At 70.1% G+C, this 12,386-nt stretch carries 4 protein-coding genes and 1 pseudogene; 4 read left to right on the top strand and 1 reads right to left on the bottom strand.

What is annotated here, in order from left to right; genetic code table 11:
• Positions 1–126 precede the first annotated feature (126 nt).
• Positions 127–579, bottom strand: a complete 453-nt coding sequence (locus tag AAG827_RS07380) for a hypothetical protein (protein ID WP_341925244.1) — start codon at positions 577–579, stop codon at positions 127–129.
• Between the two features lie 383 nt (positions 580–962).
• Between AAG827_RS07380 and mobF the strand changes: the two genes are divergently transcribed.
• The 4 genes and pseudogenes from mobF to AAG827_RS07360 all read left to right on the top strand — a co-directional run bounded on the left by mobF (position 963) and on the right by AAG827_RS07360 (position 12,329).
• Positions 963–6,992: a MobF family relaxase gene (gene mobF, locus AAG827_RS07375; protein WP_341925243.1), complete on the top strand. Its 6,030-nt coding sequence runs from the start codon at positions 963–965 to the stop codon at positions 6,990–6,992.
• 599 nt (positions 6,993–7,591) lie between these two features.
• The gene (locus tag AAG827_RS07370; RefSeq protein ID WP_341925242.1) at positions 7,592–8,053 is read left to right on the top strand and encodes an NUDIX domain-containing protein; all 462 of its coding nucleotides are present in this window, start codon (positions 7,592–7,594) and stop codon (positions 8,051–8,053) included.
• A gap of 600 nt (positions 8,054–8,653) precedes the next feature.
• Positions 8,654–9,679, top strand: a pseudogene (locus AAG827_RS07365) (IS481 family transposase).
• Positions 9,680–9,905: 226 nt separating this feature from the next.
• A complete protein-coding gene (locus AAG827_RS07360; RefSeq protein ID WP_341925241.1) occupies positions 9,906–12,329 on the top strand; it encodes a heavy metal translocating P-type ATPase in 2,424 nt (807 codons plus the stop codon).
• The last annotated feature ends 57 nt before the right edge of the window (positions 12,330–12,386 follow it).

Raw genomic sequence — 12,386 nt, 5'->3', positions numbered from 1 at the left:
GACCTGCCCGATACCCCTCCGGTGCACCACAGGCACTCGCTGCCGGGCGCCGTGGTGATAATGGCGCGATCCCGCGCCAGCACCACTGGGTCGCCTAACGCCGACCCCAGCGCCGCCTGGCCCGCCTCATCCAGCCGTCGAGCCGCCACCTGCTCCCCCGCTCAGGTCACCCTTCAGAGCCGCACCGGCCTTGCCGTCGGGCTGGTCGGGCTGGTCGCCGGCCTCGGCCGCGCGTGCGCCGGCCTGGCCCTCGTCGCCGCTGTCGTCGCTCTCGTCGGGGCCGTCGCCGTCGTCAGCGAGCCGCCGCAGCCGCGCCGCCTCACGCGGCGTGAGGAGGCCGTCGCACCACTCGACCATCTCGGCCAGCGTCTGGCTCTCGACCTCGGTCCACTCCCGCAGCGCCACCCCGGCCCGCGTCTCGGCGTCGATCACCGCCTGGTCGCGCTCGCCGATGGCCACCATCACCTGCTCGGCCAAGTCCGTCATCCGGCGCTCCTTCTCCACGCGCGCCAGACGCCGCCGCTCGGCCGCCTCACGTGCCGTACGCCGCGCCTGCTGCTTGATCGTCTGCTGGCTCATTGGTTGATCCCTCACTCCTTCTCGCCCTAACCGGTCGGCACTCTGCTGGTCTCCTAGGACAGTCCGGCCCGTCGGAGCGATCACCCCGGCCACCACAACCCGTCAGATTGGCCTCGCGAATCCAACCCACGACGCCACCCATGCACCGGTCCGACCTGACCTCAGAGCCGCACCCAGGACCACTCACGACTGACCGAACGACCGATCTCTGACCGACACCCCGAAGTCCCGACTTCAGCCCGATGCGTCCCCCCACATCGACGCGAAAGACGAAGTGCCACACACCTCTTGCATTCTCGGTGTCGTGAATAGATTGAATAGCCAAGAAATCCGCGCCGCGGTGATCGTCCCCGCCGGCACATCGGACCTAGGTGCCCGTGACCATGAGCATCCACAAGCTCACCGCGGGCTCGGGGTACGACTACCTGACCCGTCAGGTCGCCGCGTTGGACGCCACCGACAAGGGCCACACGGGACTGGCGAGCTACTACACCGAGAAGGGCGAGACCCCCGGAGTGTGGATCGGCTCCGGGATGGCCGGCCTGGAGGGCCTGGACGCCGGCGACCTGGTCACCGCCGACCACATGCAGAACCTGTTCGGCGCCGGGCACCACCCGCTGGCCACCGAGCGCACCAAGGCGCTCGATCTCCAGATCGGTCGTCCCGACCAGCCCTCGCCCACCGCGGCCGACTACAGGGCAGCGGCCCGCCTGGGAACGCCGTACAAGGTCTACGAGAACGACGTCTCCCCGTTCCGGATCGAGGTCGCCAAGCGGATCGCCGCGGTGAACGAGGCGGCCGGGCTGCCCGGTGACTGGCCGGTGCCGGCACCGGAGCGGGCCAAGGTCCGCACCGACGTCGCGCGCGAGTTCTTCCGGGCCGAGCACGGCCGCGAGCCCGCCGACGCCCGCGAGCTGGCCGCCACGATTGCCAAGCACTCCCGCCCGAGGACCAACGCCGTGGCCGGCTACGACCTGACATTCTCCCCGGTCAAGAGCGTCTCGGTGCTCTGGGCGATCACCGACCCGAAGACCGCCGCGGCGATCGAGCGGGCCCACCAGGCAGCGATCAAGGACGCCGTCGCCTTCATCGAGTCCAAGGCACTGTTCACCCGCCGAGGCACCAACGGCTTACGCCAGGTCGACGTCGAAGGCCTGCTCGGCACCGCGTTCACCCACCGCGACTCTCGCGCCGGCGACCCGGACCTGCACACGCACCTGGCCATCTCGAACAAGGTCAAGACGCTCGACGGCAAGTGGCTGGCCATCGACGGCAGGCCGCTGCACAAGGCGGTCGTCTCGGCCTCCGAGACCTACAACACCGCCCTGGAGCGGCACCTGGTCGACGCCCTCGGCGTGCGGTTCGCCGAGCGCCCCAACCAAGACGCCCGCAAGCGCCCGGTGCGCGAGATCGTCGGCGTCGACCTCGACCTGAACCGCAGGTTCTCCAAGCGCCGGATCAGCGTCGAGGACCGCCGCAAGGTCCTCGCCGCCGCGTTCCAGGCAACCCACGGCCGCCCGCCCACCCCGGTCGAGACGATCCAGCTGTCCCAGCAGGCGACGCTGGAGACCCGCGAGGCCAAGCACGAGCCGCGGTCGCTGGCCGAGCAGCGCGAGGCGTGGCACCGCGAGGCGGTCGAGGTGCTCGGCACCCCGCAACGCGTCAAGCAGATGGTCCACGGTGCCCTCAACCCCACGGGCGCGGCACGGTCGCTGGCCGACTCGGCGTGGTTCGCGAAGGCCACCGACCGGATCGTGGCCACGATGGAGGGCAGCCGCAGCACCTGGCAGTACTGGCACGTCTACGCCGAGGCGCAACGCCAGGTCCGCGGCGCCGAGGTCCCGACCAACCAGGTCGCCCGAGTGGTCGACCTGCTCGTGGGTGAGGTCCTCGGCGGACGTTCGATGAGCATGGCTCGGCCGTGGGACACCACGACCGAGCCGGTCGAGCTGCGTCGGGCCGATGGCGCTTCGGTCTACACCCAGGCCGGCTCCGAGATGTTCACCTCGAGCAAGGTTCTCGCCGCCGAGCAGCGGCTGGTCGACGTCGCTGGTCGGCACGACGGGTACGCCGTCGAGGCATCCTCCGTCGACCTCGCGTTGCTGGAGTCGACGGCCAACGGCGTCACTCTCAACGCCGGTCAGGCCACGCTGGTCCGGGAGATGGCGACATCCGGGGCGCGCCTCCAGCTGGCGATCGCCCCCGCCGGGTCCGGCAAGACCACCGCGATGCGCGCGCTCGCCACCGCATGGGTAGACGGCGGCGGCACCATCGTCGGCCTGGCCCCCTCGGCGGCGGCCGCCGACGCGCTGCGGTCCCAGATCGACACCCACACCGACACCCTGGCCAAGCTGACCCACTCGCTCCAGCAGGCGCGCGAGTCCGGCACGGCGGTTCCGGGCTGGGTCGCCGGCATCGACTCCTCGACCCTCGTGGTCATCGACGAGGCCGGCATGGCCGACACCCTCTCGCTGGACGCTGCCGTCTCCTACATCCTTGAGCGTGGCGGCAGCGTCCGCCTGGTCGGCGACGACCAGCAGCTCTCCGCCATCGGCGCCGGCGGCGTGCTGCGCGACATCCAGGCCACCCACGGCGCGCTGCAGCTCAGCGAGCTGGTGCGGTTCAAGGATCCCGCCGAGGGGGGCGCGTCACTGGCGCTGCGCGAGGGCAAGCCCGAGGCGCTCGGCTTCTACCTCGACCGCGGCCGCGTCCACGTCGGCGACCTGGCCACCATGACCGAAGACGTCTTCGGTGCCTGGCAGGCCGACCGTGCCGCCGGGCTGGACTCGATCATGCTCGCCCCGACCCGCGACCTGGTCAGCGAGCTGAACCAACAGGCTCGTGCCCACCGCCTCGCCCAACAGGACGCCGACAGCGGCAGCGATCCGGGCCGGGTGCGCCGCCTCTCCGACGGCAACGAGGCCTCGCTCGGCGAGCTCATCATTACCCGCGAGAACGACCGCCGGCTGCGCACCTCGGCGACCGACTGGGTCAAGAACGGCGACCGCTGGAACGTCCTGGAGATCCACGACGACGGCGACCTGACCGTCCAGCACACCCGTCACGGCCGCACGGTGAGGTTGCCCAGCGACTACGTCGCGCAGGCCACCGAGCTGGGCTACGCGTGCACCGTCCACACCGCCCAGGGCGTCACGGCCGACAGCATGCACGGCCTGGCCACCGGCACCGAGTCGCGCCAGCAGCTCTACACGATGATGACCCGGGGTGCCCTGGCCAACCACGTCTACCTCGAGGTCGTCGGCGACGGCGACCCCCACTCGGTCATCCACCCGACGCTGGTCCGACCGCTCACCTCGACCGACATCCTCGAGTCGATCCTGGCTCGCGACGACGCCCCACGGTCCGCGACCAGCCTCATCCGGGAGCAGGCCGATCCCGCCACCCGGCTCGGCGAGGCAGCCCAGCGCTACCTCGACAGCCTCTACGTCGCCGCCGAGAACCTGCTGCGCCACGACACCACACGCTCCGTCGACGGCACCGAGACGAACCTCGTCGATGCGCTGGACCTCGCCGTCGACAAGCTCGCCCCCGGTCTCTCAGACGAGGCGGCGTGGCCCACGCTGCGCGCCCATCTGCTCCTGCTCGGCGCCGCGGGCGAGAACCCCGTCGAAGCGCTCCGGGCCGCCGCCGGCGACCGCGAGCTCGACACCGCCCGCGACCGCGCCGCCGTTCTCGACTGGCGTCTGGACGCTTCCGGGCTGCGTAACACCGGCGCCGGCCCGCTGCCCTGGATGCCCGGCATCCCGGCTCGGTTGGCCGACGACCTGCACTGGGGCGGCTACCTGACCCAGCGCGCACAGCTGGTCGAGGAGATCGCCGGCGAGGTCCGCGGCCGCGCCACCGACCAGGCGGACCGGGGCGGGCTCCCGGCCTGGGCGCAGAACGGCCTACGCCCGGACGACACCACGGTGGCCGACGTCGAGGTCTGGCGCGCGGCCATGCAGGTCCCCGCCGACGACCGCCGCCCGACCGGTGCCCCGCAACTGCAGAAGGCCTCCGCGACCTGGCAGCGACGCCTCAACCGCGCTGTCACCGGAGACCACACGCCCGCGCTCAAGGAGTGGCGCCACCTGCTCCACTCCTTGGCCCCGCAGGTCCGCGACGACGAGTTCACCCCGCTCCTGGCCGAGCGGCTGGCCGCGATGTCACGTGCGGGCGTCACCGCGCACCAGCTGCTGCGTACCGCCGCCGACCCCGACCACCCGGCCGGGGCGCTGCCCGACGAGCACGCCGCGGCCGCGCTGTGGTGGCGCATGGCACGCCAGCTGACACCGGCGGTCGCCGCTCAGATCGGCGACGGCTCCCATGGCGAGGGCGTCACTACCGAGTGGGCCGACCGGCTCGCCGACCTGTTCGGTCCCGAGCGGGCCGCGAGCATCCAGGCCAGCAGCTGGTGGCCGGCCCTGGTCTCCAACGTCGACCACGGACTGCAGCGCGGCTGGCAGCTCGAGGCACTGCTGGGTGCCGGGCGCGCGCTGCCCAGCGACGGCTGGGACGGCGTCGACGAGTGCCAGGCGTTTGTCTGGCGCACCTCGATCGCGCTGGAATCGGCTCCCGACGAGAGCACCGCGTACGGCCACGAGTACGACTACGACGAGCCCCCGGACGACCTCTGGTCCGGCGTCGAGGTCGACCCCGCGACGCTCGTCGACCACCCCTCCGAAGCCTACTGGGCCGACTGGCCCCTGGCCGAAGAGCCCGACCCCGTCGACGAGCACCTGGTCGACGAGCACCAGGTCGACCAGTTCGACGAGGACCAGGCCGACGTCGCCGAGGAGCGGTTCGTCGAGGGCGACCTCACGATCGCGGCGCACATCCGCGACCTCGGCGGCACCCCGTTGGAGCCCACCGAGGCCGATCTCCGGCTCATGCAATCCCGAGCCGAGGAGTGGTACGACTCCCCCGTCTCGCGGGAGCGCTTGCTCGAGGTCAACGAGCTCGCGCTGGCGTTCTTCGAGGGGCAGTTCACTGACTCGTGGGGGCGCGACTACCTGGCCGGCCGGTTAGGCGACGACCTCGCCGGCGATCAGCGGTTCCGTCCCGGCCAGGCCCCCGCAGGCTGGACGAAGCTGGTCGACCAACTCCGCCGCCACGGCGTCAGCGACGACGAGATGGTGGCAGTCGGCGTCGCGACCGTCGCGCGCACTGGCCGGCTGATCGACCGCTTCCGAGACCGAGTCATGTTCCCCGTGATCCACCACAACCCAAACACCGGCGGGCACCCCGAGATCCTGGGGTTCGTCGGCCGCCGGCGCCCGGACCTCACCGACGACGACAAGGCGGGGCCGAAGTACCTGAACACGGCCGACACCGCCTTGTTCCACAAGGGCGCGCAGCTCTTCGGCCTGGTGCCCGAGTCGATCGACGAGGGCGCGACACCGGTGATCGTCGAGGGTCCGATGGACGCGGTCGCCGTCACGCTGAGCACCGCCGGCTTGTACGTCGGCGTGGCACCCCTCGGCACGTCGCTGACCGAGGAGCAGGCCGCCCAGCTGGCCGCCATTCACCGCGCCACCGGACGCGACCCGATCGTGGCCACCGACCCCGATCTCGCAGGGCAGGTCGCCGCCGAACGTGACTTCTGGCTCCTCACTCCGCACGGCATCGACCCCGGGTACGCACAGCTGCCCGACGGGCTGGACCCCGCAGACCTGCTGGCCCAGCGGGGCGCTGCTGCCCTCACCACGGCGCTGGCCAGCGGTCAGCCGGCCTTCCAGTCGCTCGGCGACCAGCTGCTCACCGAGCGGCTCGACAACCTGGACCCCGATCAGGCTCGGGCCGCTGCGATGCGGGTCGTCTCAGCGCGACCGAGCAAGTTGTGGACGCCGCGCGCCGCGAGAGTCGCCGACCGGCTCCAGCTCTCCGAGACGGAGGCTCGCCGCGAGCTGCGCAACGCGGTCAAGACCTGGGACTCCGACCCGCGCGAGGCGGCCGCGGCCGAGCTGCACAAGAGCAGCGACGTCCGCGCCCGGCTGGCGGCCACCGCAGCCGCCGCCGCTGCCTCCGCAGAGACACCTGCCACTGCCGAGACGCCCACGACCGCGAAGACGCAGACGCCGGCCGAGCGGTGGGCGTCGTTGGCGCACGAGCTCGACCCGCGCCTGCTGGAGCAGAGCGACTGGCCGGCCACCGCGGCGAGGCTGCAGCAAGCCCAAGACCAGGGCCACGACGTCAGCGCTGCCACCCGCGCGCTCCTCGCCGAGAGGCCGCTGAGCGACAGCCCCGCTCGCGACCTGCGCTACCGCCTCGTCGCGCGCCTCGAACTGCCCGTCGACACCGACGAGAGCACAGCCGCCCCGACGCGCCCGACCAACCCGACGAGAGGTGCGGACCGGGGACGGCAGGACACCACCCCGCAGCAGCGGCCGCGCGGCGGTACGCCGCGGCGCTGAGTCTCGCGCTCCATGGCGCCACGACCGTCCCCCAGGCCGATCGGCGCACGGCGCGCGCATCGCGCGGAAGCGTGTCAACTCGCGCTGGTGTGCGTAACCCTCCCCTCCGCACCTCGTTGATGCGGGAAAGTGGAGGTGCGATATGGCCGACCGGCCCGTTCGTAAGACTGGCAAGAACAGCGACGGCGACATCACCTCGCTGTGTAACGACGGCTCGTCGTGGAGTCCAGTGTCAAAGGCACAAGCCATCCGCGACATTGAGACAGGTACGCATACGTACCACGTTCCCTGGACCAGCGGACGGACTGAAGTCCGGGTCGTCGTCGACCGCACTGTCAGCGGGGGCAAGTACCTGCGGACAGATCGGGACAACACTCAGAGGAACAATCTCGACGATCTGCCCAACTGCTAGGTCCGCGCACCAGCCTCTGGACTCATGGCTCGAGCCGGGACGCTCGGTACGGGGTGGGCTCGCGGACCCGGTACGGGATCGTTGGTCGGTCAACTGCGGACGGCCGGTGCGCCCACACATGTGAAGCCCGGACCGGCCTGCACCCCGCTCGCACCGCGGCGATCTTCAGACCAGTAGGTTTCGGCCCATGCCTACAGCACCCCACATCGCGCGTCTGCGCGCCCAAGTTGGCAATGACCTCCTGCTGCTTCCGTCCGTCGCCGTGCTCCCCACGGATGACGAGGGTCGGGTGCTCCTTGTTCGACAGACCGACTTCGGCTCGTACGGCACGGTCGGTGGGGCCATCGATGAAGATGAGGCTCCCGTTGACGCGGCCCGCCGCGACGCCCGAGAAGAAATCGGCGTCGAGGTTGAGTTGACGGGTCTAGTCGGTGCCATAGGTGGACCCCAGTTCCGGCTCACTTATCCCAACGGTGATCAATGCGCGTACGTGAGCATCGTCTATGGCGCCCGGCTTGCCCCCGGGGCGGAGTTGTCACCCGACGGGGTTGAGGTTGATCGGGTTCGGTGGTTCAGACCCGATGAGCTCGATGGCCCCCTGATCGGTGACTTTGCGCGGAACACCTTTGCAGCTCTGGGCTGGAGGTAGCTTCGCGATGGCGCGAAGCCACAGCGTGGACGTTTGACCCAGCGATTGACCTAGGCGCGCAACAGTGAGGGCGCGTCCCGCATGCCGATCCACTTGCGGTGATCGGAGTCAGCGGCGGCCGCCATGTCGTTGGACGTCGCAGGAGGTTCGGCTTGCGGCTTGCGGGATGGCGCGCGCCTCCCTACGCCGACTGGGCCAGTGGCAACCGAATCGCGGCGGTGGAACCAGCAAAGCTGCCGGTCCCGCCGCCGGTGCGGCCGCGTTGGTACCGCTCTGGTTAAGCCGTTACTCATACGACGGCCGTACGAGAGTCGGCCGGACCAGCTCTTGAGTCGTTTAGAAGTCGCTCTGCATCGCAGCCGACTCAGCAGACGTGGATGGGGTCCCACCCCGTGAAGCCCGTGTGCATGCCGGGGTTGTGAGCGCCGTCGAACCCCATCGCCTGAGCACAGGACTGCACGTGATGACCAAACTCGGAGCCTGCGCTAGCTGTTCTGATGACGGACGTTAGGTACGGCGTTTCTGCTTGGCGATGACGAAGACCTCCGAGTGAGGTGTGGAGCTACCACGCAACCACTCCTCAAGACTCGGAGGTCTTCGATGACGCACGCTACCCATCCGAACGCGACTCTCACACCAGCCGGGCGGCTGAAGCTGGCTCGGCTGGTGGTCGACAAGGGCTGGACGTTGGCTCGTGCTGCCGAACGGTTCTCGGTCAGTGTCACCACCGCACGCCGCTGGGCCGACCGCTATCGGCTCCTCGGGGCCGCCGGCATGCTCGACCGCTCATCGCGCCCGCACCGCTGTCCGCATCAGCTGACCAAGCGGACCGAACGACGGATCCTCGGGCTGCGCGTCAGCCGCAGGTGGGGACCGGCCCGGATCGCCTACCACCTCGGCTTGAACCCCTCGACGGTCCACAAGGTCCTCCAGCGGCACCGGTGCCCGCGGCTGAAGTGGACCGACCCAGCCACCGGGGCACGGATCAAGTGGGCCAGGGCCAAGGCGAACCACTACCTGCACGATGCGCCCGGCGACCTCGTCCACATCGACATCAAGAAGCTCGGGAAGATCCCCGACGGCGGCGGCTGGCGCATCCACGGCCGCGGCTCAGAGCAGGACCGAAGGGTTCACGTCGCACGCACCACCGCGGCCCGCGCGGGCGCCTCGCCATCGCGTGGCTACGCCTACCTTCACCACGCCGTCGACGACCACACCCGCCTGGCCTACTCGTAGGTCCTCACCGATGAACGGAAGGAAACCGCCGTGGGATTCTGGCGACGCGCCCGCGCCTGGTTCGCCCGCCACGGCATCAAGGTGCGCGCCGTGCTGACCGACAACGGTTCCTGCTATCGCTCGAAACTGTGGGCCAAGACGTTGGCCGGGCAGCAGATCAAGCACCGCCGGACCCGTCCTTACCGGCCCCAGACCAACGGCAAGGTCGAACGCTTCAACCGCACCTTGCTCGAGGAATGGGCCTACGCCGTCGAGTACCGCTCCGAAGCTGAACGACTGGCCAGCTACCCAGCCTGGCTCCACTTCTACAATCACCATCGCGGACACACCTCACTCAAGGACAAGTCACCTATCGACCTCGTGCCCAACGTGCCCGGACAGAACAGCTAGCGGACGCTGATGGCGTCGTCATCAGGGACAACCCGACTGTGAGGAACATGAAGCTGAGGATCTTGGGCAGTGAGGTGGTCATGGCGGGGCTCCTTGACGGGTGCTGGGTGTGTGTCTGGCCCTTGAGGCTTGCCCTCCCGCTTCGGGGGCACTAGGGCCAACGTCCCCCTCTTGCCGGGGACCGTTGAGGGTTGACGGGATACCCCCTGGGGGTATTGTAGAAGACATGACCAGTCACCAGCACGAACCGGCTCCGACCACTGCTCGCCAGGTCACCGACCCGGTGTGCGGGATGGTGGTTGACCCAGCCACGACCGAACATGCCGCCGTCCACGACGGCGAGCAGTTCTACTTCTGCTCGGCCGGCTGCAAGGACAGGTTCCTTGCCGCCCCCGACGCCTACACCCACCAGCCCGACGAGCAGGACCACGCCGGGCGTGACACCCAGCGGGCGCATCACGGGCATCACGGCGCAGGCGGCGGTCAGCTGACGGCTCCGACTCCGGACTCGGGTGAGGCGGTGGAGTACACGTGCCCGATGCACCCTGAGATCCGGCAGAACGGACCCGGTGCATGTCCCATCTGCGGCATGGCTCTCGAACCCGTCATCGTCACGGCCGACACCGGCCCGTCCCAGGAGCTGCGCGACATGACCCGCCGGTTCTGGTTCGGCGTTGCCTTGTCCGTGCCCGTCCTCATCCTCGGCATGGGCCGCGACCTCATCCCGTGGCTGCACGACAACATCCCCGCCACGACGTCCGCGTGGGTCCAGCTCGTGCTCGCCACCCCCGTGGTGCTGTGGGCCGGTTGGCCGTTCTTCGTCCGCGGCTGGGCGTCGGTGCGGACGCGGAACCTGAACATGTTCACGCTCATCGCGATGGGCACCGGCGTCGCCTGGCTTTTCTCCGTCGTCGCCACCCTGGCCCCTGGCATCTTCCCCGAAGCGTTCCGTGAGGACGGCGCCGTCGAGGTGTACTTCGAGGCGGCCGCCGTCATCACCACCCTCGTCCTCCTCGGCCAGGTCCTCGAGCTCCGTGCCCGCGAGGCGACCTCCGGTGCCATCAAGGCACTTTTGGACCTCTCACCCAAGATTGCGCGGCGCGTACGCGACGACGGTACGGATGAGGAAGTCACCCTCGACCAGGTCCAGATCGGCGACCTGCTCCGGGTGCGCCCCGGCGAGAAGGTCCCCGTCGACGGGCTCGTCGAGGACGGCAAGTCCGCCGTCGACGAGTCGCTCATCACCGGGGAGTCGATGCCCGTCACCAAGAACCCCGGCGACAACGCCATCGGCGGCACCCTCAACACCACCGGCATGCTCCTGATGCGCGCAGGCGCGGTGGGCCGCGACACGATGCTGGCCCGCATCGTCAACATGGTCGCCGAAGCCCAACGGTCCAGAGCACCCATTCAGCGCACCGTCGACCGGGTCTCCGCGGTGTTCGTGCCCACGGTCATCGGCATTGCCGTGCTCGCGTTCCTCGTCTGGGCCCTCGTCGGCCCTGACCCGAAGCTGGCGCACGCGCTCGTCGTCGCCGTCAGTGTCCTCATCATTGCCTGCCCGTGTGCCCTCGGCCTGGCCACCCCGATGTCGATCATGGTCGGAGTCGGCCGTGGTGCGCAGATGGGTGTCCTCATCAAGAACGCCGAAGCGCTCGAGCGGATGGAGAAGGTCGACACCGTCGTGGTCGACAAGACCGGCACCCTCACCGAGGGCAAGCCGGCCGTCGTCGCCGTCGAGCTCGCCGACAACTACCGCGACCTCACCGAGGGGGAGCTGCTGCGGCTCGCGGCCGCGGTGGAGAACAGCTCCGAGCACCCGCTGGCGCGCGCCATCGTCGACAAGGCCCACGCCGACCTGACCGATGCCCAGAGGCTGCCTGAGGTGGCTGACTTCGACGCCCCGGCCGGCAAGGGCGTCCTCGGCACCGTCGAGTGCAGACGGGTCCTCATCGGGACCACCGGGTTCCTCACCTCCCAGGACGTCAACGCCGACGTGCTGGCCGAGAAGGCCGACCGGCTACGTCGCACCGGCGCGACCGCCGTCCTCGTCGCCGTGGACGGCATCCCCGCCGGCGTCATCGGCATCGCCGACCAGGTCAAGGACACCACCCCGGCCGCCCTCGCGGCGCTGCGGAAGGAGGGCATCGAGGTCATCATGCTCACCGGCGACAACCAGGTCACCGCAGCCGCGGTCGCCGCCGACCTGGGCATCGACCGGGTCGAGGCCGAGGTGCTGCCCGACCACAAGGCCGACGTCGTCAACAAGCTCCGCACCGAGGGCCGCGTAGTTGCGTTCGCCGGCGACGGCGTCAACGACGCCCCCGCCCTCGCCGCCGCCGACGTCGGCCTCGCGATGGGCACCGGCACGGATGTTGCCATCGAGTCCGCCGGCGTCACCCTGTTGCGTGGCGACCTCAACGGCATCGCCCACGCCCGCCAGCTCTCCCACGCCGTCATGAAGAACACGAGGCGCGGGCTGTGGCTCGCCTTCATCTACAACGCCGCTGGCATTCCCATCGCCGCGGGCGTGCTCTACCCCGCGTTCGGGTGGCTGCTCTCACCCATGGTCGCCGCCGCCGCGATGGCCCTGTCGTCGGTCAGCGTCATCCTCAACGCCCTGCGGCTTCGCACCCAGCGACTGGCGTAACAACAACGCCTCCGTACCATCGAAACCGATGAACCCCGTGCGCTCCACCGCCGTGGG

It is taken from the genome of Nocardioides psychrotolerans (assembly GCF_943371775.1).
Taxonomy (GTDB): Bacteria; Actinomycetota; Actinomycetes; order Propionibacteriales; family Nocardioidaceae; genus Nocardioides; species Nocardioides psychrotolerans_A.
Note: the sequence above shows the minus strand (reverse complement) of the source record. Positions and strands in the feature narration are given on the sequence as shown.

Excerpts from the sequence above, each read along its gene's own strand:
- AAG827_RS07360 (WP_341925241.1), top strand. The coding sequence starts at position 9,906 with ATGACCAGTCACCAGCACGAACCGGCTCCGACCACTGCTCGCCAGGTC.
- mobF (WP_341925243.1), top strand. The coding sequence starts at position 963 with ATGAGCATCCACAAGCTCACCGCGGGCTCGGGGTACGACTACCTGACC.
- AAG827_RS07380 (WP_341925244.1), bottom strand. The coding sequence starts at position 579 with ATGAGCCAGCAGACGATCAAGCAGCAGGCGCGGCGTACGGCACGTGAG.
- AAG827_RS07370 (WP_341925242.1), top strand. The coding sequence starts at position 7,592 with ATGCCTACAGCACCCCACATCGCGCGTCTGCGCGCCCAAGTTGGCAAT.